Origin of the sequence: Shewanella sp. HL-SH4 (assembly GCF_051164845.1) — a bacterium.
In the GTDB taxonomy this organism is placed as follows: Bacteria; Pseudomonadota; Gammaproteobacteria; order Enterobacterales; family Shewanellaceae; genus Shewanella; species Shewanella glacialimarina.
This window is the reverse complement of the sequence record NZ_CP195037.1, coordinates 2,034,885-2,057,184: the sequence shown is the minus strand read 5'-3', so window position 1 is coordinate 2,057,184 and position 22,300 is coordinate 2,034,885. Positions and strand designations below refer to the sequence as shown.

20 protein-coding genes and 1 pseudogene are annotated in these 22,300 nt (G+C 41.8%); 14 read left to right on the top strand and 7 right to left on the bottom strand.

Features of this window, described 5'->3' with window-relative positions:
* Window positions 1-32 precede the first annotated feature (32 nt).
* The gene (locus ACRWQL_RS10025; protein ID WP_434953287.1) at window positions 33-485 is read left to right on the top strand and encodes a PfkB family carbohydrate kinase; all 453 of its coding nucleotides are present in this window, start codon (window positions 33-35) and stop codon (window positions 483-485) included.
* A complete protein-coding gene (locus tag ACRWQL_RS10020; protein WP_434953286.1) occupies window positions 451-990 on the top strand; it encodes a PfkB family carbohydrate kinase in 540 nt (179 codons plus the stop codon). The genes ACRWQL_RS10025 and ACRWQL_RS10020 overlap by 35 nt, the downstream gene beginning before the upstream one ends.
* A 93-nt stretch (window positions 991-1,083) precedes the next feature.
* Here the strand turns inward: ACRWQL_RS10020 and ACRWQL_RS10015 are convergent.
* Together ACRWQL_RS10015 and ACRWQL_RS10010 are read right to left on the bottom strand one after the other, a co-directional pair.
* A pseudogene (locus tag ACRWQL_RS10015) lies at window positions 1,084-4,246 on the bottom strand (efflux RND transporter permease subunit).
* An 11-nt stretch (window positions 4,247-4,257) separates the two neighbouring features.
* Window positions 4,258-5,493, bottom strand: a complete 1,236-nt coding sequence (locus tag ACRWQL_RS10010) for an efflux RND transporter periplasmic adaptor subunit (RefSeq protein WP_434953285.1) — start codon at window positions 5,491-5,493, stop codon at window positions 4,258-4,260.
* A gap of 416 nt (window positions 5,494-5,909) precedes the next feature.
* Here ACRWQL_RS10010 and ACRWQL_RS10005 point away from each other — a divergent pair, with 416 nt between their 5' ends.
* The 6 genes from ACRWQL_RS10005 (at window position 5,910) to ACRWQL_RS09980 (ending at window position 12,000) form a co-directional block, all read left to right on the top strand.
* Window positions 5,910-6,530, top strand: coding sequence for a TetR/AcrR family transcriptional regulator (locus tag ACRWQL_RS10005; RefSeq protein ID WP_434930790.1), 621 nt, complete (start codon window positions 5,910-5,912; stop codon window positions 6,528-6,530).
* Window positions 6,531-6,814: 284 nt separating this feature from the next.
* On the top strand, window positions 6,815-7,348 hold the full coding sequence (mog, locus tag ACRWQL_RS10000) for a molybdopterin adenylyltransferase (RefSeq protein ID WP_434930789.1): 534 nt from the start codon (window positions 6,815-6,817) through the stop codon (window positions 7,346-7,348).
* 154 nt (window positions 7,349-7,502) lie between these two features.
* Complete coding sequence (locus ACRWQL_RS09995; RefSeq protein ID WP_434953284.1) at window positions 7,503-9,074, top strand: diguanylate cyclase; 1,572 nt, start codon at window positions 7,503-7,505, stop codon at window positions 9,072-9,074.
* Between the two features lie 617 nt (window positions 9,075-9,691).
* Window positions 9,692-9,910, top strand: a complete 219-nt coding sequence (locus tag ACRWQL_RS09990; RefSeq protein WP_434953283.1) for a superinfection immunity protein — start codon at window positions 9,692-9,694, stop codon at window positions 9,908-9,910.
* 256 nt (window positions 9,911-10,166) lie between these two features.
* Window positions 10,167-11,279 carry a sensor histidine kinase gene (locus ACRWQL_RS09985; protein WP_434953282.1) on the top strand — a complete coding sequence of 371 codons (1,113 nt, stop codon included), beginning with the start codon at window positions 10,167-10,169 and terminating at the stop codon, window positions 11,277-11,279.
* The gene (locus ACRWQL_RS09980) at window positions 11,257-12,000 is read left to right on the top strand and encodes a LytR/AlgR family response regulator transcription factor (protein WP_434953281.1); all 744 of its coding nucleotides are present in this window, start codon (window positions 11,257-11,259) and stop codon (window positions 11,998-12,000) included. The genes ACRWQL_RS09985 and ACRWQL_RS09980 overlap by 23 nt, the downstream gene beginning before the upstream one ends.
* Before the next feature lie 61 nt (window positions 12,001-12,061).
* Here ACRWQL_RS09980 and ACRWQL_RS09975 read toward each other — a convergent pair whose 3' ends face one another.
* The 4 genes from ACRWQL_RS09975 to ACRWQL_RS09960 all read right to left on the bottom strand — a co-directional run bounded on the left by ACRWQL_RS09975 (window position 12,062) and on the right by ACRWQL_RS09960 (window position 15,967).
* A complete protein-coding gene (locus tag ACRWQL_RS09975; protein WP_226412123.1) occupies window positions 12,062-12,286 on the bottom strand; it encodes a hypothetical protein in 225 nt (74 codons plus the stop codon).
* Window positions 12,287-12,363: 77 nt separating this feature from the next.
* Window positions 12,364-13,512 (bottom strand): ABC transporter permease, encoded by a 1,149-nt coding sequence (locus ACRWQL_RS09970; RefSeq protein ID WP_434953280.1) that lies wholly within the window; start codon window positions 13,510-13,512, stop codon window positions 12,364-12,366.
* Window positions 13,512-14,246, bottom strand: a complete 735-nt coding sequence (locus tag ACRWQL_RS09965; RefSeq protein WP_434953279.1) for an ABC transporter ATP-binding protein — start codon at window positions 14,244-14,246, stop codon at window positions 13,512-13,514. Before ACRWQL_RS09965 ends, ACRWQL_RS09970 begins: the two co-directional genes overlap by 1 nt.
* A gap of 2 nt (window positions 14,247-14,248) precedes the next feature.
* Entirely contained in the window at window positions 14,249-15,967 is a 1,719-nt protein-coding gene (locus tag ACRWQL_RS09960) for an alpha/beta hydrolase (RefSeq protein WP_434953278.1), read from the bottom strand.
* A gap of 93 nt (window positions 15,968-16,060) precedes the next feature.
* Between ACRWQL_RS09960 and ACRWQL_RS09955 the strand changes: the two genes are divergently transcribed.
* From ACRWQL_RS09955 to ACRWQL_RS09930, 6 genes are all read left to right on the top strand, one after another.
* A complete protein-coding gene (locus ACRWQL_RS09955; protein WP_226412115.1) occupies window positions 16,061-16,435 on the top strand; it encodes a GntR family transcriptional regulator in 375 nt (124 codons plus the stop codon).
* A 52-nt stretch (window positions 16,436-16,487) separates the two neighbouring features.
* Window positions 16,488-17,366 (top strand): ABC transporter ATP-binding protein, encoded by an 879-nt coding sequence (locus ACRWQL_RS09950; protein WP_226412113.1) that lies wholly within the window; start codon window positions 16,488-16,490, stop codon window positions 17,364-17,366.
* Entirely contained in the window at window positions 17,363-18,694 is a 1,332-nt protein-coding gene (locus ACRWQL_RS09945) for a hypothetical protein (protein WP_434953277.1), read from the top strand. Before ACRWQL_RS09950 ends, ACRWQL_RS09945 begins: the two co-directional genes overlap by 4 nt.
* Before the next feature lie 130 nt (window positions 18,695-18,824).
* Window positions 18,825-20,612 carry an AMP-dependent synthetase/ligase gene (locus ACRWQL_RS09940; protein ID WP_434953276.1) on the top strand — a complete coding sequence of 596 codons (1,788 nt, stop codon included), beginning with the start codon at window positions 18,825-18,827 and terminating at the stop codon, window positions 20,610-20,612.
* Window positions 20,613-20,749: 137 nt separating this feature from the next.
* A complete protein-coding gene (locus ACRWQL_RS09935) occupies window positions 20,750-21,538 on the top strand; it encodes a lipase family protein (RefSeq protein ID WP_434953274.1) in 789 nt (262 codons plus the stop codon).
* 82 nt (window positions 21,539-21,620) lie between these two features.
* A complete protein-coding gene (locus ACRWQL_RS09930) occupies window positions 21,621-22,022 on the top strand; it encodes an acyl-CoA thioesterase (protein WP_434927745.1) in 402 nt (133 codons plus the stop codon).
* Window positions 22,023-22,056: 34 nt separating this feature from the next.
* Here ACRWQL_RS09930 and ACRWQL_RS09925 read toward each other — a convergent pair whose 3' ends face one another.
* A complete protein-coding gene (locus ACRWQL_RS09925; protein WP_434953361.1) occupies window positions 22,057-22,296 on the bottom strand; it encodes a GNAT family N-acetyltransferase in 240 nt (79 codons plus the stop codon).
* Between the last annotated feature and the right edge of the window lie 4 nt (window positions 22,297-22,300).

Sequence of the window (22,300 nt, the reverse complement as noted above, 5' to 3'; positions counted from 1 at the left end):
CATGCAAATGGGCTTTTTTTTGGACGTTTTATATGAGTACATTATTGAGTTTTGGTGAAGTATTAATTGATTTACTGCCAGTGGGCCATTCTGGTTTGGTTCACGAGCCTATCCCTGGCGGCGCGCCTGCCAATGTCGCTGTGGGTTACGCTAAATTAGGTGGTAAGAGTCTTTTTGCTGGTGGCATTAGTGCTGACGATTATGGCCAGTTGTTAACAAATACATTGGCAGAACAAGGTGTTGATGTTAGTTGTTTAGCATTAATACCAGATGCTGCGACTGCCACAGTGTTAGTTAGTTTGGATGGGCAGGGGGAGCGGTCGTTTAGCTTTAATCGGCAGAACACTGCTGACATGCTATACCGTGAAGCTGATTTTGATGCTATCGACTGGTCAAAAATTGATATTTTTCATCTTTGTTCTAATACCTTTACTGAAAAGGCTATTTTCAATGCCAGTCTTTATGGTGCTAAAAAAAGCTCATAAGGAACAAGCATTAGTCAGTTTTGATGTTAATTTACGCTTGTCATTATGGCAAGACACTCGGTTGTTATCAGCCCGTGTGGAGCAATGCTTTCGTTATACTCACGTGCTTAAAATGAGTAAAGAGGAAGCACTGTATTTGGCTCAGGAGCGTGGGGCATCATTTGACGAATATTTAGCATTCTGTATTGGACAAGGGGTGAGGTTAATTTTGGTCACCAATGGCCCAGAGTCCATTTTATGTCACAGCGCTGAATTTGCCTTTGAGTTGCCGGTGCCTAAAATTGTCGCCACAGATACTACAGCTGCCGGAGATAGTTTTGTTGCGGGGTTCTTATATGAACTTGGCAGTGATGAAGGATATTTAGCGCCAGAGCTTTTAGTGCAAAAATTGCTTAATCGAGTGAAGGTTCAAACGGCTGCTGAGTTTGCGATTAAGTGTGGTGCGATAACGTGTGCGAAAAAAGGCGCATTTCCTGCGTTGCCCGTTTGGTCACAAGTGCAATAATGGATCAAGCGGGTGTAGAGTAGCGTTATTAGTCATAAAAAGAGGTCACCCTAAGGTTACCTCTTTTTGGTTATCATTGAATCAATAGCGTGGTTAATCTTGGGTTATGCTTGATTCAGCTAATGCGGTTTTATTTTTGCCACGTTTTGCGAGCGCATAATAAAACAGTGGCGTTAAAATAAGACCAAAAATAGTTACTCCAATCATGCCAGAGAATACCGCAACACCCATAGCTTGACGCATTTCTGAACCTGGTCCGCTTGAAAACACCATAGGTACCACGCCCATAATGAAGGCTATCGAGGTCATTAAAATAGGCCTTAAACGTAAACGGCCCGCTTCAAGTATGGCTTCTAATGCTTCCATGCCCTCATCTTGTAACTCTTTGGCAAACTCAACAATGAGGATGGCATTTTTGGTTGCTAGCCCTACCAGAACAATTAGCCCAATCTGGGTGAAAATATTGTTATCTCCACCGTAAATAAGCACCCCTGTTAATGCCGACAACAGCGTCATAGGAATAATCAGAATGATGGCTAAAGGTAAGCTTAAACTTTCATATTGCGCCGCTAATACCATAAACACTAATAAGATAATTAATGGATAAATATACGCGCCAGCATTACCTGCGAGGATCTGTTGGTAGGTGATCTCAGTCCACTCGTAGGTCATGCCATTAGGTAAGGTTTCCGCTAAAATCTTTTCAATGGCAGCTTGTGCCTCACCGCTACTAAACCCTGGTGCAGCACCGCCATTTAATTCTGCAGTGGTGAAACCGTTATAATGCATAACACGGTCTGGACCAGATGAATTGGTGACATTAATAAATGAACCAATAGGCACCATTTCACCTTGGTTGTTACGTACTTTTAGTTGGGCGATTTGTTCAGGCGTTTGTTCTAAACTGCTCATCTGCTTGTACGTTAACTTGATAAGTGCGACCAAATTGGTTGAAGTCGTTGGCGTAAACCGAACCCATGTATCCCTGAAGGGTGGAGAACAATTCGTCTAACGATACCGATTGCTGTTTGGCTTTAGTTCGGTCGATGTTCACTTCAAGTTGTGGCACATTGACTTGATAACTCGAGAATACACCGGCAAGCTCAGGCGTTGCCCATGCTTTTTGCATCACTTGCATGGTCACTTTATATAACTCTTCATAACCGTAGTTTGCTCGGTCTTGAATTTGTAATCTAAAGCCACCTATGGTGCCTAAGCCTTGTACTGGCGGTGGCGGAAAAATCGCAATAAATGCCCCGTCAATGGCTGCAAATTTTTGATTTAACGCCGCTGCAATAGCGCCTGCTGATAATGATGGATCGCTGCGGTCATCAAAGCTATCTAATGGGGTAAATACAATCGCGCTGTTAGTACTGTTGGTAAAGCCGTTAATGCTTAAACCTGGAAAGGCGACAGCGTGGGCGACACCTGGCTGTGCTAAAGCAATACGCGACATTTCTTTTACCACGGCTTCAGTGCGATCTAACGATGCGGCGTCAGGCAACTGAGCAAAAGCAATAAGATACTGTTTATCTTGGCCTGGTACATATCCGGTAGGGGTATTGGCAAACTGTAAGCCTGTTAAGCCCACTAAACCGATATAGAGAATACCGACTACAGCACCAAAGCGGATGATTTTTTTAACTAACCAACCGTAACCATTAGACATACGGGCAAACAGGCGATTAAACGGATTGAATAACCAGCCGCCTAATAGCTTATCCATGCCGCGGGTAAGTGCGTCTTTTTTCTCGTGATGCCCTTTTAGCAGTAATGCCGATAGCGCAGGGCTAAGGGTTAACGAGTTAATCGCTGAGATAAAGGTTGAGATAGTAATGGTTAGTGCAAACTGCTTATAAAACTGGCCGGTTAAACCTGACATAAAGGCGGTTGGAATAAATACCGCCGCCAGTACCAATGTGGTAGCAACAATGGGACCGGTCACTTCTTTCATTGCCTTTTGGGTTGCAGCAACGGGCGATAAGCCATCAGAAATATTTCGTTCAACGTTTTCAACCACCACAATCGCATCATCGACCACAATACCAATCGCCAGCACTAAGCCAAACAATGATAAGGCATTCAGCGAGAAGCCCATTAGGTGCATAAAGGCAAAAGTACCCACAAGCGATACCGGAACCGCCACTAATGGAATAATGGATGCGCGCCAGGTTTGTAAAAATAGCACAACAACAAGTACTACCAGCAACAAGGCTTCAAGTAATGTTTGTACCACGGCTTTAATTGAACCGCGCACGAATACAGTAGGGTCGTAGACGATGTCATATGCTAAGCCGTCTGGGAATGACTTAGACAGTTCTGCCATTTTAAGGCGAACATCATCAGATATTTGAATCGCATTAGATCCAGAAGCTTGAAAAACAGGCAATGCCGCAGCGTCTTGATTGTCTAGCATTGAACGCAATGCATAAGTCGATGCGCCTAATTCAACCCGAGCCACATCTTTTAAGCGGGTGATTTGACCTTGTTCGCCTACCTTAACAATGATTTGTTCAAACTCTTCAACGTTGGCTAAACGGCCCTTAACATTGATAAGTAGCTGGAAATCACTATCGCCACTGGGCTGCGCGCCTAAACTGCCGGCAGCTGCTTGTTGGTTTTGCTCACGTATAGCGGCCACGACATCATTCGGTGATAAACCAATCGCTGCCACTTTGTTAGGGTCTAGCCAGACACGCATGCTGTAGTCGCCCGCGCCAAATACCCGCACAGCGCCTACGCCTTCAATACGCGCGAGCTCATCTTTTACTTTTAACACCGCATAGTTAGACAGATACAACATGTCATAACGATTATCTGGAGAGGTTAAATGCACCACCATGGTTAAGTCTGGTGATGACTTTTCGGTGACAATACCTAACCTTTGCACTGTTTGCGGTAAACGTGGTTTAGCTCGCTCAACTCGGCTTTGTACTTGAGACTGGGCTAAATCAACGTCGCTACCAATGGCAAAGGTAACTGTTAATGTCATACGGCCATCAGATGTGGCTTGAGATGACATGTATAGCATGTTCTCAACACCGTTGATTTCTTGCTCTAGTGGGGAGGCGACTGTTTCAGCGATAACTTTTGGGTTAGCACCGGGATAGCTTGCAGTCACCACTACCGTTGGTGGAACCACTTCAGGGTATTCGGTGATCGGCAATTGCCAAACAGCAAGTGCGCCCGAAATAAAAAATAGCAACGATAAAACCGCGGCAAAAATCGGTCTTTTAATAAAAAATTGCGATAACATTTTGTGGTTCCTTAGCCTTGATTAGCGTCATCAGCAACACGTGCTGTGAGTGGCTGAGTATCAAAGAGTAGCTGTGCTTGATGTAGTGCTTCAATTTGGCTGCTATCGGCCATTTCTGTCAATTTTGGCGTGATAGTGACGTTGGGACGCACTTTTTGCAGGCTATTCACCACAATGATGTCTTCTGGCTGTAACCCCGCGGTCACAATACGTAAGCCATGAATTTTTTCACCTAAAGTGATACCACGATATTCAAGGGTGTTTTGCGCGTTGACCACTAGCACAAACTTGTTATTTAAATCAGTAAAAATCGCTTTATCGTCGATTAAAATACCTTGATATGAAGCACTGCCAGCAATACTGATACGGGCAAATAAGCCGGGCAGTAAACGATTGTCTGGATTGGCAAATGAGGCGCGTACACGAATGGTACCGGTTTGCTGATTAACAGCGTTATCTACAAAGTCGATAACACCTTGGTAAGTAAATTCGGTTTGATTGGCTAATGCCATTAGTACAGTATTGTTACCAGAGCGCGGATCTTGACGCTGGTTTTGAGACGATAGCGAAGAGTATTTAAGGTAGGTTTGCTCGTCGATATCAAAATAGGCATACATGTTTGAGGTCGATACTAAACTTGTTAACTGAGTTTGCCCCGCAGTAACATAGTTACCCGCAGTTTCATTGGCGTAAGATACCCGGCCAGCAATGGGTGCTGTGACTTGGGTGTATTCCACATTGAGTGTAGCGCGTGTTAGTGCCGCTTTTACCGATGCCACCGCAGCCGCAGTTTGGTGTAAGTTACTGCGACGAGTATCAATTAACTCTTCAGATACGGCTTGCTGGTTAAACAATTTGTTAGCGCGTTCAAAATCATTTTTAGCCAGTTCATTGGCGGATATGGCACTGGTTAACTCAGCTTGTAAACGTTCAGCTTCGGCAGCAAATACTCTCGAGTCGATAGTAAATAACACATCGCCTTTATTAACAAGCGCCCCTTCTTTAAAGTTCACCGACTCTATGTATCCCGATACGCGAGGCACTAGGGTAACTTCTTCAGGAGCTTGTAAGTGTCCGGTAAACTGATCCCACTCGGTAATACGTTCATGGATCACATTGGCAACATTCACTTCGATGGCTGCTGATGGCATAGCTTGTTGTGGAGGCGATTCATTACCACATGCGGTTAATAGCAATGCGGTTAGGCTCACTATCAGTGTGGATAGAATGGATGTAAATCTGTTCATGTAATTGTCCTTTCAACAATGGCTTTGATGTCATCTAGTGTGTTGCTTTTGTTGTCTAATAGTTAAATTTGTACCAAAAGGTAAGAAATGTTCTGTACCGAACGGTAATATATAGATTAAAATAGACCTGTCAATTAAATGTGTACCGATAAGTATTAAATTATTTTATAAGATATGTTATTTACGATGAGGCAATCTGTTACCGGGCAAGTTAGCTTTAGTGACTTGGGTCAACCTTGATACATTAAGGTCTTTATTTGATGTTGGTAGCGTGTAACATACTCAATAATCCCCACAGGTAAGTGATTCAGACTTTGAGTCAAAGTATGGCGTTGTGGTAAAGTGTGCTGATTCTTTTTCAGTGTTTGGTTAACTTATTAATCATCAACAATTAATCAATTTAAAGAGGTGATGTTTTGACAGAAATAAAGACAGCTTGTGTCGGACGTCCTCGTGGATTTGATATTGATTTTGCTTTAGCACAAGCATTGGACGTATTTTGGCGTAATGGTTATGAAGGGGCGTCTTTAAGCGAGCTGACCGCTGCGATGGGAATTAAAAAACCGAGCCTTTACGCCGCATTTGGTAATAAAGAACAATTGTTTTTAAAGGCAATTGATTTATATGAAAGTCGACCTGAATCATTCTTTAATCAAGCATTTCAATGTGATCATATTGGTGATGTTATTAAGGGATTATTACTCGGCGCGGCTATGCAGTTTACCGATACTAATCACCCGCAAGGTTGCGCCTTGGCCAACAGCACCTTATCGTGCAGCGAAGCGAGCGAATCAATTAAACAGGCCATACTTGAACGAAAGGCACAACATAATCAAAATTTAGTCGCAAGATTTGAAACCGCTAAAAAGCAGGGTGAGTTGAAGGAGGAATGCTGTCCTGAAGACCTAGCTAGGTTAATGGCAATTTTGTTTCAGGGGATGTCGGTACAGGCGTCAGAAGGAACAAACGTTGAAGCGTTAATCAAAGTGGCCCAAATGGCGGTTGATTGCGTGTTATCCCAGTATGTTAATAAGTAGCTAGTTGGACGAAGTTTTTTATCAGTGCTAATCATTTTAAACGTGCCATCAGAATGATGCTGTCTTGTTAACCTTTATCGTTAATCACCTCTTCACACTCCCGCTCTTCGCGTGGTTATATCGGCTGTTAATAGCGTGTATAACTGACAATGCTGTTTAAACAACTCAAATAGTCATTCAGTGATCAAGATATCAGTTTAAGATTTTGTGAACATAGGTTTTTTTGTTAAATTAACAGCCTATTTATCAATATTACTTTTTACCCACACTAGGGAATAAATAACATGAGTAAAGCAAAAATCGGCATTGTTACAGTGAGCGATCGTGCCAGCGCAGGCATTTATGAGGATTTATCGGGCAAAGCCATTATTGACGTACTTAATGAATATTTAACCTCGCAGTGGGAACCTGTTTATCAAGTGATACCCGATGAGCGAGATGTTATTGAAGCGACCTTAATTGATATGGCCGATAACCAAGGCTGCAGTTTAATCGTGACTACTGGTGGTACAGGCCCTGCAAAACGCGATGTAACCCCAGAAGCTACTGAAGCGGTATGCGATAGAATGATGCCTGGCTTTGGTGAGTTAATGCGTGCAGAGTCATTAAAATTTGTGCCAACCGCGATTCTTTCCCGTCAAACCGCAGGTCTTCGAGGTGATTCATTAATCGTTAATTTACCCGGTAAGCCTAAATCAATTCGTGAATGCTTAGATGCAGTATTTCCCGCTATTCCATATTGTATCGATTTAATGGAAGGGCCATTTTTAGAATGCAATGAAGATGTGATTAAACCATTTAGACCTAAGGCAAAATAGGTTTTGATTGTTACCCTGTTTAAGCCCAACATTGTTTGGGCTTTTTTATGTTTTAAAAATATGAAATCTATCGATAATTTATAAATAGATAAATTATCGTTATGAAAAATCACGACTACACTCAATAGTAATATTTTAATTTGAGTGAATATGCATGACGTTAAAACGCTTTTCATTGCTGCTGTTATCATCACTGTTGATAAGTGTTGCGTGTTTAGTTATGACTATTTATTACTTTTTTTACCTTCCTGGCATTAATGCTGAAGTTGTTGACCAGCAGCAACAAGAATACATTTTGCTTAAAGCTGCCTTTTCCGCATCGGCTAAAAATTTAACCACTCTAACCTATGACTACGCGGTTTGGGACAGTTTGGTGGAGTTTGTTTATGCGCCATCGGACGAATTCATAGCCAGTAATTTATTATCAAATGCATTTGAAGTAGCTAATGTCGATGCGGTGTTTATCCATACCGTAAATAAGCAGTTTGTTTGGCAATACTTAGATGAATCCATCCGTGATAGCTCCTCAGCGTTAAGAGAATTTGTTGAGGGAAAAACAGCAACCGAAGCAAAAACTTTATTACCATCTGCTGCTGATATCTCTGCACAACAAGCTTCAACTCGTCATGGGTATTATGTGATTGCTGAACAGTTATTTTATATCACTAACACGACTATTTTACCTTCAGAAGGCTATGGCGTTATCGCGGGCAGTATCACTATGGCCAGGCTAGTGGATAAGGAGATGATAGACGAAATTGCCGGCTATTCTATGGTGCGTTTTTCTATTGATAAAAAGATCAATACGCCTGCTGATGCACAACCCATGAATGATTTTTTTAGCTTTGATCAGTTACAGGTAGTAAATGCTTCACACAGTTGGCTGATCCGTAATGCCTTTGATGATCAGACGATGGTTATCACAGTGCATCATCGAAAAGGATCAAGCCCTAAGTTAGATGCTGTTTCAATTATTTTGTTATTGTTAATTGCGACCCTGATAGTGTCATTGTCGATGATGATGTTATCGCGATTTTTAATTTTACCTCTGATCCATTTCAACAGCAGTATTAATGCTTCTTCAAATGATAATCTAATGGCTAAGGTTCCTAATCAGCATTTTATTGATGAAATAGACAATGTGTCTAATTCCTTTAATCAGCTGTTAATTCGGTTTTATGAACAACAAAACTATTTAGAAACATTAACGCTTCAGGATGCGTTAACCGAAATCACTAATCGTCGTGGATTAGAGGCTTTTGCGGACAATGTGATGGCAGAATGGTATCAACAAGCGACGGGTTTTAGTGTGATGATGTTAGATATTGATCATTTCAAACTTTATAACGACCAGCATGATCATCTTGCTGGCGATAAGGCTTTAGTGGATGTTGCTTGTTGTTTAATGGAGACCATGGCGTCCCATGATGCGCTTGTTGCCCGGTATGGCGGTGAAGAGTTTTGTGTCATTGTGAAAGATGATAATACCCAAGCAGTAGCCTTTATCGCTGAGACATTACGAAGCGCAGTTGAAAACTTACACATTAAGCACGATGTTGATGGTACTTTGTGGCTGACAATCAGTATTGGGGTGATGGTGGTACCTAAGCTATTTGAAAATGCTCAGCAGCACCAATTTCATGATTTATTAAAATTGGCAGATAAGCAGCTCTATCTAGCTAAAAATACTGGCCGAAATAAAATGATGCTGAATGTACTGTCTTAAACTTAGTTTTTGCTGGCAGAGCGATTAATCAGCAAAGCCTGCATCCAAATAGTCTTAAGGGATAGTCGTCTTTATGGGTAGGTTTATAAAACCCGGTATTGTTGATGTTAGTCCAATACCCTATTTAGGATAGTCGGTTTGAGCGGTTGAGTTGGTGTGGGTCACTCAGTGTGAGCGAGGTGGTTTTATATGCTGTCAATCAAGGTTAAATCATAGCTCATCTAATTGACGCTTCATTTTAAAACTGTCCTAAATTACCTGCTGTCTAGTATCGGTATTCTTTTTCCTAATGGCATATTTTGTGCCAGTAAATCATCACAATAACGACTAATATTACGCAGTTTTTAGTTTACATCCGCTTGATTTACCGCTCATTAGCTCATAGCTGGCTTCTATCATTATCTGGAATCGTTTATCTCAAGTTGATATGGGCTTGCCTATTATTTATGCCGAAAATCCTTTTTTTCGACCGTTAGTCACACTTTAGCGCTGTTCATTGTCTTCGTGGCTATTATCAATTCATCCCAATTAGCTCACAACAAAGCGAGAGATTGAAAATACAATGGAGTCGTCACTATCTATCAACTCTAGCATTTAATTTAAAAGAGGAAGTTATTATGTTTTTATCAAATTTAGGATTAAGTGGTAGCCAAATTGCTTTGCTAGTCCCCCTTTTCTTTGTGGTGTATTTCCTACCTTCAATCTTGGCTATTTTACTTAATAGACAGCACAAAAGAAAAATAATGGCGGCTAACGTTCCTGCAGGTATTTCGTGGATTGTATGGTTTGGCATTTTAGCTTGGGCTATTTCAGGCCGAGAAAAGGTTAAGTCTTAATGAAAAATACACTAGAAAGCTGTTGATGATGTTAATCGCTGATGGCTGTCTAGCTCTACCGCCCAAACTCTTTCTATTTGCATCGCTCGCTTTATAAAAACCGTTTATTGTCAGGACTGTAAATCACTTTTTTAGCCATTGGGTTAACTCTTGGATTTAGTGGAATTATTGGTATAGTATTTGGTATTGCCTCAGCGATAAAAGCATCTAAATTGGACCCCATAGATGCATTACGATATGAATAGAAGGATCTCAATTGTTAAAGCAGTTTTATCAACATAGTCGTAACACCAGTAAAAGTTATCGTGCAGCCATGATGATCATGTTTGGATTGCATTTTGTGTTAACTTGGTCGGTGATGTTATCGCTTATGGAAATGCCACAGCATCATTATAGCGACATTATTTTACGTTCTTTCCTAGAAGCCTGCCTGCTAGTTTTTATCTGCCATTGTTTATTACGCCCTTACTTACGTATGAATATGTTAGGCGCCAGTATGGATATTTGGACAACGTTTTTAGGTTTAGCCTATATTTTGTTTGTCTCATTTATTTATTTTATGTTGTCGTATGGATTGGGGAAATTAAGCTTTTTACAAAGCACTGATATCAGTCACATTCAAGTGATGACACAGGCTGGTAAGCTTGGCGGTGAAGTCACGACCTTAACCATATTTGTTATTGGCATATTAGAGTCATTTGCGACGTTATTTTTATGGTGTGTTGCTTATCTTGTTTGGCAATTTCACAAAAATAAAAAACAACTCCAACTTGAAGTCAATGAAAGTCAAATCCAGCAACTTACCAATCAACTTAGTCCCCATTTTTTATTTAATACACTCAACAGTATTCGAGCACTTATTTTTGCGGATCAAGAAAAAGCTGCTGAAGTGGTGACATTGTTATCTGATCTGCTGCGTAATCAAATGCAATCGCAAATGAAAACTAAGTCGACGCTAGCACAGGATTGGTTAATTACTGATAAGTATTTAGCTATTGAGAAAGTGCGCTTTGACAAAAAGTTACAGTTAACGGTGCAATTCGCTGAAGCTACACTAAGCCAGAATATCCCAACGTTAACGCTGTTAACGTTGGCAGAAAATGCCATTAAACATGGTATATCAACAAGCCGTAAGCCAGGTTTTATTCATGTTGAATCGGCAGTCTTGAATGATGACTATTGGCGTTTAACCATTACCAATAGCGTATACGCGCAAAAAGTCCAGCCAAGTACAAAGGTAGGAATACATAACGTCAAGAAGCGACTTGAGCTGATGTTTACTAGCAAATATCAGTTTTTCAATGGACTGGATCAAGACCAATTTGTGGTTTCAATGGAGTTACCTTATGTTAAAAGTGCTAATCGTTGATGATGAATATTTAGCTCGTTTAGAGCTAACAAGGTTACTGGAAAAATTTGCTGATGTTGAAATCGTTGCTGAAGCAGAAGATGGACTACAAGCGCTTGAGATCTTGTCTGATATCAATGTAGACATTGTGTTTGTTGATATTCAAATGCCAGAAATGGATGGGCTTGAGTTTGCTAAGAAAGCACAAGAACAGCAAAGTCATATCGTTTTTTGTACTGCGTTTAGCGAGCATGCTGTAGACGCATTTGCATTGAATGCCTTTGATTATATTGTGAAGCCTATTATGCAAGATAGGCTAGAAGCTGTTATCAACAAAGCGCGTTTAGTCAAAGAAAGCCGCAGTGATGATGAGCTTACCCACAACCAATACTTACCTGATAACCACGGCTTGCTACTCAAATTTGGGGGCGATTATAAAATTGTGCGTATACAGGACATTACTCGTTTTGAATCAATAGGTAATCATGTGGCTGTTTATTCAGAGGCAGGGAAATCTTACTTACATATTTCGTTATCAAAAGTAGAGAAGCGGTTAGATGCCAACGTATTTTTCAAAGCCAGTCGCAGCGATATTTTACGTATCGATAAAATGAGTAAAATTGAGGAAGGAATAACGGCCGGTAGCTTGCTTGTACACATGAATAATGGTCAAGAAGTGGATGTTAGTCGACGCCAGGTACAGCAATTGCGTAAGATTTTTAGTATTGAGGCTACATTTTAGATGCTGTATTAGGATCAAAATGTAACCTCAACAATTAATCAACTGATGGCAGTTCAGCTGATTATAGCTTTTTAAACTGCTGCTTTAGCTCAAAATCACTGTCGGTGACTAACCTTTCTAGCACTTGTACTCGTTCAATCAGTGCTTGGTTTTGTGACTTAAGCTCGGCCATGCTCCCTGTGTCTGAGTTTTGCTTGTGCTTCATATAGTACTTAAACATTTCTGATGCAGTAGTGCCAATGACGATAATCAACACTAGGGCCATTATTGCGAAATCATTTTCCATTTTAAATCCCTCATTTTCTAGTATTTAATGACCCAATCCTTGCCGATAAACACTAAGGATTGGGTGAATGACAAAGGTTATAGGCCAAATACGACCTTTTCACTTTTAAGCATTTTTTCCATCCCAAGCATTAGGCCGATTGAGATTACTAATGTGGCAATAGAGGACACTGCTAACTGCAGCATAGGGATATCTTTGCCTTTGATAAAGTCCATTAATGCTTGCTGTTGTCCCGATACTGGCAACCACTGCAATGCATCTGGGGCAATGTTGTAACTGGCTGCCATTGACAGTGCCAGTGGCACAAACAACACCATGGTTAAATATGACTGAGCTTCTTTGAAGCTTTTAGCCATAAATGACACAAACAATTGTAAGGTTGAAGCCATCAAGGCGACAGGAATACCAATGACGAACATCAGTCCCATAAAGTCGGTGGAGATATTGATGCTAAAGCCCAGCTCTTGCCATGGCACAAAGGTGTAGGCCACTTTGGATATAAGCAAAATAAGCACTAAGCCGAGTAAGGCGAAAGTGGTTACCGCAATCACTTTGCCTAACACAAGTTGACGGGTGCTAATGGGGTGACTGAGCATTAATGCCAATGAATTACGTTCACGCTCGCCGGCACTGGTGTCGATGGCTAAATTCATCCCCGAAATAAATACCGAGTAAATCATGGTGAAAATTGCGATACCTAAAATCATGCCGCCTTTTGAATCTGGAGTGGCTTGATCTTTCATGTTCACTGTTAATGGTTGCATGACTTGTGGGTTAATACCGCGAGCGATTAACCGTATACTGCCCATTTCTGAACTATAGGCTTGTAATTCAAGTTGCAGGCGACGAATCGACTTTTGCAGTTTCTCATTAGAGTTATCTGCTTCTAAAATGACTTCAGCAGGTTTAGCTTGGGCCATGTCGGCGGCGTAATCGTCACTAATGGTTAAGGTTATCGCCTTAACATCTGCGTCAGGTTCAATCGTTAAGTCTGCTTGGTTAATGCCTTTTCGACCTAGGTAACGGACTAGATCGGGTGCATTGTCTGCTTTATTAATGGTGATGTTTAAATCTTCTGGGCTGGTTAGCTGACCAATTAGCACCATAAACATGGCGCACATAAGTAAAGGCGTACCGATGGCGTAATATAAACCCGCCATTACTGAACGTTTGTCACGTGCGGCATCAATGAGTTCTTTGCGCACCATTGCGATGAGTTTATTCATTATGCTGCGATCCCTTCGTCAGTTCCGATAAGTTTAATGAAGGCTTCTTCTAATGAAGCCTCACCCGTTTGTTGGCACAGTTCATCAGGGCTGCCTGTGGCGACGACTTGACCATTGGCCATAACGATAACGTGATCGCATAATGCGGCGACTTCTTGCATGACATGGCTTGAAAATAATACGCAGTGCCCACGCGCTTTTAGGTCGATTAAAATATCGCGTAATAAGCGGGTACTCATTACATCTAGACCACGGGTGGGTTCATCTAAAATAATATTGGTTGGCTGGTGGACTATCGCCTGTGCTAAAGCGGTTTTCATCCGTTGCCCTTGTGAAAACCCTTTACAGCGGCGGTCACTAATGTCACTTAAATTGAGTTGGTTGATGACATTCTCGGTCGCGACTTTAGCATCCTTGCGTGACATGCCACTTAGCTCAGCGAAGTAGGTAATATATTCACGCGGGGTTAGTCGCTCATACAAGCCAAACGGATCCGGAAATAGGCCTAACTGTTGTTTGGCGGCAATAGGATTATCGGCAATGTTAATACCGTCTACTTCTGCATAGCCTTCGTCTGGCTTTAACAAGCCGAACAAAGTGCGTAAACAGGTGGTTTTTCCTGCACCGTTTGGGCCGAGTAACCCGGTTATATGGCCATCTTGGGCGCTAAAGCTCAGTTTGTTCAATGCTTGAACATCACCGATTTTTTTCGATAAATTGGTCACTGAAATCATGATTATTCCTTACCCGTGCTGGTGGCATTGTCGGTAGCGTTGTTTATTACATTGTCAGTTGAGTTATCTATAACGCTGCCAGTGACATTATCTGCCGCAGTCTCTTTTACCATGTCGACGGTATTTTCAGCCGCTGGTGTGGCTGTTGCATTGTCTTCAACGTTTGATTTTGTGGCAACGGTGAGTGGCTCAACGGTGTTAGCGTTGAGGTAGAAGCTGCGACGAACATCTTTTTGTAAACAGCTGGCATCCAAGTTTTTCACGCTACCACTGTCAACCAAATCAGCAATGAGATCGTTGGCACAGGTTTGAGCTGCCACACCATGGGTGGCGAATGGTGATATAAAATGCTTAGCATTAGTCATTTCTGTTTGCGCTAATGCGCCCCAGTTGGGTGGGGTTGCGGGATCTAATTCACCAGATAACAATAATGTCGGTAAATCACTGCGGATGGGCTCACTAAAGGTGTCTTTAACCGGCGGTATTTTCCACACTTCACAGGTTTTCTCAAGGCCTTCAATCATGCTCGCGCTGATGTAAGATTCTTTGGCGTCTTTACGCATTTGATCGGATATACGGTGTATATCTTCACCGCATACCACCGAGGAGTGCATACCTATCGCGAGTCCAAGGCCATCTGATGATAAGGTATAAATACCCATAATCGGTTGGTAATCTTCTTTGGCAGCCTGGTGAATTGCATGGGGCAATAGCGCGCGTATTGCAGGGGTATATAGTCCCATTCTAATAGCGCCAGTAAATTTACTGCGGGTGAGCAATAATGTGCTTGGCTCATTGGTTTGTGGATCGCGAACGTTTTGGCTAATGGCTTTTTCACTAAGGCGTTTATTGACGGTGGTAAAGTCGGCTAATAAATCAGGATATTGTGCTTGGCAAGCTGTGTTGCTAGCACAATCGCGCATTAATAATTCAAATCCACGTTCAATGGCACCGCCTATAGCCAAAACACTTTGTTGCATAGGCACAACTCCATCCAATGTAACAGTGGCAAGTGCTTCAGGGTAGTGACGCATATAAAGCTGGGCCATTCTGGTACCGTATGAAATCCCATACAAATGCAGTTTTTGGTAACCTAAATATGCTCGTACCGCTTCAAAGTCGGTTAAGGCGGTTTCGCTACCGTACTGGGTTATATCTGCGTCAATTTGCGCTAAACACTTTTCAGTTTCGGCTATTACATCGATATTTTCGTCATCAAAAGCCAGCATTGATGTCACTGTGCTGTCTTCGCAGTTCAGAATGTGTGATTGACCGGTGCCGCGTTGATCGATCAGTAAAATGTCGCGTTGCTGACGAACTTTGCTCAACAGTCTGTCAAAACTCGCAGCATGTTCAATTGCTGATTGCCCTGGGCCACCGGCTATCGCTAATAAGGCTTCGTTTGGGTGGGTATCTTTAATGGCCGGTAATATCGCAAAGTGGATATCAATATGCTTTCCATCTGGTTTTTGCGGATTTTCTGGCACACTAATTTTGCCACATTGTAGCTGCTCAGACATTCCGTCTAAGTAACACGCGCTGGTTTTAGCAGGTTCGATAATATTTAGCTTATTGTCGACTTCAGCGGCAATGCTAATATTGGCAAACACCATCGCAATAACGATAGCGGTACCACGACGAGCAAGTTTTGCCGATTGGCATAAAGCGGTTGGACTTAGCCTTGAGATAAGTGCTTTGCTGACAAACTTCCTATAGATCATCGCAACGTTTCCTTTTTGCATTTTTAGATGATTGTGTTAACTTACTATAAGTGTATGAGTGTATCAATGTATTAATACAGTTGTTAGAGACTAATGTTAGAACTATTAAATGTCAACCCCAGCAGCGGCGAACCTATATATCGTCAATTACATGATCAAATAGTCAGTTTGATTGTGGGCGGACAGTTGCAAGCTGATGAGGTATTACCTTCAGTAAGGCAAATGGCTGAGTTTTTAGCGGTCAACCCAATGACGGTATCACGTGCGGTACAACAATTAGTCGATCAAGGCTGGATTGAGCGTCGTCGTGGGCAGCCTTCAATAGTCGCGGCTCGCACAGATACTCATACCACTTCTGGTAGCAGTTTATTACAACCCAAAATTAAAGAATTAATTTCTCAAGCTCAGCAGCTAGGTGTGAGTTTAGCTGAGTTAGAAGTGTTAATTGGCCAGCATTGGCAAGAGTAAGCTCACACAACCAAGTGAACACTTAGATTATACATGCAAGGAATCGCTAAAAATGACCAGAGAAGTCTCGCCAATACTGACATTTTCAAATGTCAGTAAAACTTATCCTGCCAAGGGAAAACAAGCGGCGCGTGTGGCGTTAAATAATCTGTCATTAGAACTCACACCGGGCATGGTTGTGGGGTTATTGGGACAAAACGGTGCAGGGAAATCGACCTTAATGCGCTGTGCATTAGGTATATTGGATATTGATCAAGGCGAAATCAGTACGTTAAATCAAGCACCCTTAATGTTATCAGCTCAAGCCAAAGCTAAAATTGGTTATGTGCCACAGCAGCCTTTTGGTTACGAAGGTTTTACCGTCGATCGCGCGTTAGATTTACATCGCAGTTTTTATCCTGATTGGGATATTCAATTAGAACAAGATTGGTTGGTCAGGTTTGATTTAGATGCCACTCAATCTGTGCAGAAACTGTCGGTAGGACAACGCCAAGCGTTAGCGTTAATCATGGCAATGGCGTATAGACCTCAGCTGTTAATCCTTGATGAGCCAGTGGCCAGCCTTGATCCAATAGCAAGACGCAAATTTATGACAGATTTGTTTGATTTGGCGCTGGAGTCTGGTTCTGCTGTGCTGTTTTCATCACATATCACCTCAGATTTAGAGCGCGTAGCTAGCCATGTGGCGTTAATTAAGCAAGGCCAGTTGGTGTTGTTTAAAGAAATTGACGCGTTACGTGAACAGGTTAAATTATTGAAAGTCAGTTCTGATGCGCAATTGCCTGCTCACTTAGTTGTGTTGCATCAAACTGAAACCCAAGGCACCCGTACGATAGTGGCGGATGATTGTGTGGGTGATGAGCTATTCCCAGGATTATTAAATCAACAATCATTGAATTTAGAACAGCTGTTTATGGAGCTGCATCGATGAAAACCCTTTTCAGCGATTTTTTACATGCCGGTAAACGGCTTACTCCAGGTAGTGTTAAGTTAGCTGATTTTATTAACCTCCAATGCTATCGAGGTATGTGGCGTTTGTGGGCATACGATATTGGCAGCATTAGCTTTTTGTTAACCGCGTTAGTGGGTATAGCAATCGCATTATTAAGTGCTTACGTGGGTAAAACCAGTGCCGTTAGCATGATGCTGTCAATGTCTATAGCGTCAACCGTACTGGCGGTGGCGTGGCAAATAAATCGCTTAGTCGCCACCGAAACTAGCCGGCTTATTCCAGGCTATCAACGTAATGTAGTTGTGCAAGCGTGCGCTATTTTATTTGGGTGCTTTATTCTGACTATGCTACTTGCTTTAGGTTTGGCTCCCCAGGGTATTAATACTGTGTTGCTGTCTTCAATTGTGGCGTTAGCTTTTTTGGTTTTAAGCTTAAGATGGCAACATGGTTTTCAATTTTCAATGTTGTTATTTATTGGCATAGTGTTTTTCGATAGCGTTGCAGCTCAGTTTTCTCCAGTGTTATTAATCGTATTGATGGCGGTGATGATTGCAGCCGTAAGAATACAGTTTAGTTTATTAAGTTGGCATGCCAACGCCCGGCAACTTTACTTAAATGGCATGGAAATGGGGTGGGTGTGGGTACCTAACTTAAAACAAAGTATTTTGCTTCATTGGTTGAACCGTCAACTACATCCCATTAATTTCTTTGTGGGGCCATTATTGGCGCTATTACTTATCTTTATTGTTCTTATTGGCTCATTGTTATTTGTTTTATCTAACTTATTTGGCTGGGATTTTCCGGTACCATTTTTAGCGGGACAATTATTACTAATGGCGGCAAGTTTAGTGCATTGGACTCGATTGCAGCGTTGGCGTAGCAGTGAAACTTTATTTTTACTCCCTTGTTTTAGTGGCTTAGTGGGCTTACAAAAAGCGTTTCATGATGCTTCTTATCGATTTGTTGGGCTATCCTTAATAGTGATGCTATTAGTTTGCTTGGTGGGCAATCTATTTGGCCAAGGGTTATCTTTCTTATTCATTATTCATTTGCTGTTAGCTACGGGTTGGGGCGTTGCTATGGCTCTGGGGTTTGGGGCGATAAGTCGAAGTGTTAGCCAGTTGTCAGTGTCTATGGTGTTGATGATTGCCCATTCGGTATTTATATCGTTAAGTTTTGACTCATTTGAGGTGCAAGCTAACATAGTTTATTGGCTAGTCGCTGACGGCACGTTACTGCTACTGGCAATAATACTATTAACCTTGGGGCGAAAGCAGTTGTGGAAAAATGGCTTAATGGATCAATAAATCTCAATGTAATTGTTTAAAAGTTGAACTTTAGCTCATGAATAGAGCAAAAACTCTTATTGTTTATTATTGCTTCAGGTAGAATGCAACAAAAAGCAGTACAGCTGTAAGCTAAAAAGGTAGCACTCAAATGATCCTTGAAAAATATCATATCGTCAGACTTCTTCAACAAAAAAGCCAAGCTTTAGGCGACAAAATTGCCCTTGAAGGTTTTGAAATGGCTGCGCCGTGGAATACGGTTTCCTGGCAGCAGTTTGATACTATCACCAGTAAAATAGCACAGTTGTTGATTGGTTTTGGTTTGCATGTTCAAGATAAAGTTGTCATTTTGGCGCAGAACAGTCCCCAGTGGAGCTGTGCTGATATTGGGGCATTAAAGGCGCGTAATGTAGTTGTGCCGGTTTACCCCACAAGCACCATGGAGCAGGCTGTATTCATTGTTAATGATGCTCGGGCAAAGGTGATTTTTGCAGGTGATGAAAGCCAATATCACACAGCGTGTAAAATCCAAGCTCAGTGTTCAACTGTTGAACATATTGTGGTGTTTGACAGTGCAGTGGTGTTAGCTTCAGATGAGCATTTTCATTTAGACACTCTGTTAAGTTCAGTTGTGTCATCGGCTAGCGAAGATGAGTTAATACTGCGTTTATCGCAGACCTCTTTGGATGACTTATTGACGCTAATTTATACCTCAGGTACCACGGGTGATCCTAAAGGTGTGATGCTGGATTACCGTAATATCGCCTCAATGGTTGAACAACATGATACTGAAATAGCCTTTAAAGAAGGTTATGTGTCATTAGCCTTCTTACCGCTAAGTCATGTGTTTGAGCGTGGCTGGAGCTTTTACGTGTTATGTCGTGGTGGCCGAAATGTGTATTTAAATGATACTCATCGCATTAAACAGGCCATTGCAGCAGTAAAACCACACACATTATGTGTTGTACCGCGTTTTCTTGAAAAAGTGTATAGCGCAGTACATGACAAGGTAAATACCGCACCAGCCTTACGACAAAAGTTATTTCATTGGGCAATAGGCATAGGTGCGCGCCAATTTGAAGTTAGCCAAGGCCGTAAACCAGCCAACTTGATGTTGTCTGTGCAGTGGCAATTAGCTAACAAGCTGGTGTTTAGCAAGTTACAAAATGTCTTAGGCGGGCGGTTGAAGTTTATGCCTGTCGGCGGTGCCGCCCTTGACGTGAATGTCACCGCTTTTTTTCACAGTATTGGTGTGCCTATTTTATGTGGTTATGGCATGACAGAAACCTGTGCCACGGTTACCTGTAATACATTAAGTAATCGCGTAACTGGGTCAAATGGCAAACCGTTACACGCCATGGAAATAAAAATCGGTAACAACAGTGAAATTCTCGTCCGTGGCGATACCGTTATGAGGGGTTACTTTAATCGCCCAGAAGATACTTTAGAAGCCTTTGAAGACGGTTGGTTAAAAACCGGCGATGCAGGCATGATAGATGCTGATGGCAACTTGCATATTACTGACCGTATTAAAGAGTTGATGAAAACGTCCAACGGCAAATATATTGCTCCACAACGTGTTGAAGGCAAAGTCAGTTGCTGCCCGTTTGTAGAGCAGGTGGCTATAATTGCGGATGCTAGAAGCTATGTGTCCGCGTTAATTGTACCAGCATTTGAAGCATTAGAAGTATGGGCGAAAGAGAAAGGGATTAGCGTTGAAAATCCAATCGATTTGCTGCGTAACACTCAAGTGGTAGAGCATTTTGAGCAACGCTTAAAAGAGTTGCAACATGAGCTTGCTAGCTTTGAACAAATCAAAAAGTTTACGTTACTTCCTGAAGCCTTTTCCATGGAGTCAGGCTTAATTACCCCCACGATGAAGCTCAAGCGCAAAAATATCTATAACAAGTATGCTAACGAGATTAATGCGATGTATTAAACATACTTATTGTTTTAACTAAAGAGCATAACAAGCCCCTTTATAGGGGCTTTTTTTGATTTGTAAAATTTGGTCATGCCCGTGTCATTTTACGTGTTTAATCTGGTGACATCATAAATACTTAAATATGCAGCTAATTGAAAAAACTTAAGCGCTATCAATATGAACGTTATGCGGTGCTTTGTAAGGTAACGTATAAAGCTGACTTTTCGCCTGAGAAGTTAGGGTTTGCGGCAGAAAATTACCAACAGATTGCCAATCGTTGGGGCAATGTTTGTGCACGAATTTTGTGGCGTGAAGATCAAACGGAAGTGCTGGTGGTATTTCGCGGTTCGCAAACGGTGAATGAGTGGTGGATTAATACCTGGTGTTGGCCGGTTACCAAAGTTTTTGCTGATACCGAATATCGAGTGCATGCTGGATATGAGTATTTACTGGAGCAAACAGCAAACCCTAAACCTCCTGAGTATCTGACGGGTGTCAGCCTTTATCAACAACTGTATACTATTTTGACTCCTCTAATTCAATCCGGTAAGCGTATTAGCTTAACTGGACATTCATCTGGTGGTGCGATGGCTATTCTGGCTGCCGATAGGTTAGAGCGAGACTTTCCCCGAGCAATTAAGCGGGTGGTGACATTTGGTCAACCTGCACCGGGGTTTAAGAGTTTTCAGCAACAATATTTACTACATAGACGAACTTATCGTATTTGCTGTGGTGTCGATATTGTGACATTTCTGCCTCCTTTACCGGGTATTTACTACCATGTGGGTAAAATGCTGTGGCTACATAATGAAAGAATTTATGACAATATCCATCCGGTAAATCGATTTTTATTAAGTATTATAAGCTGGTTGATATCACCGTTTGCATATCATTACATGCATAAGTATATTCGAGACAAAGACTTCTTTGATGATGTTTGATGACTCTATTAACCTCTTGTTGCCGCTGAATTGAGTTTGGCGATGATGACCCTGAATATACCGATTATAATAAGGAATTACCGTGCCAGTGACTCAGTTTTCTTTGGATTTAACACCGCGATTTTGTGAAACCGATGCCCTAGGCCATATTAACAATACCGTTATTCCGGTGTGGTTTGAGGCGGCAAGAGATCCTGTTTTTGAAATTGTGAATCCAGGACAAGATTTATCAAAATGGAATATGATTATTGCAGGTTTTACCATAGCGTTTAATGCGCCCACGTTTTACGGTAAAACGGTAACGGTAAAAACCCACATTAGCCGTATAGGTAACAGCAGTTTTGAAATCGCTCAAAGTTGCTGGCAAGAAGGTAAGCAAACCGCCGAAGCAAAAACCACTATGGTGCATTACGATTATAAAGCAGAAAAAAGCCAGCCATTGTCTGATGCGGTAAAAACGCAATTAGCTGACCTAACGGGGTAACCATTTAGCGACTGTAAGTGAGATGCTAGCTAATTTAACGCAGAAATTTTTGTACGTAACTGCAACTGGCTTCTATAGTCAGTTGCTGCTCATTAGCCCAGCTTAATCCTGCTCGTACTAATTTTTCAGCTATTCCCTTGCCGCGCATTGATGGTGGTACAAAAGTATGATGAAAATTGATGGTTTTATTGTCTGTGTGATATTCCAACATAGCTTGTTCACCCTCTGAACCTGCTACAAAACGATGCTGTTCAGGCTGATGTATGACAGTCATATCA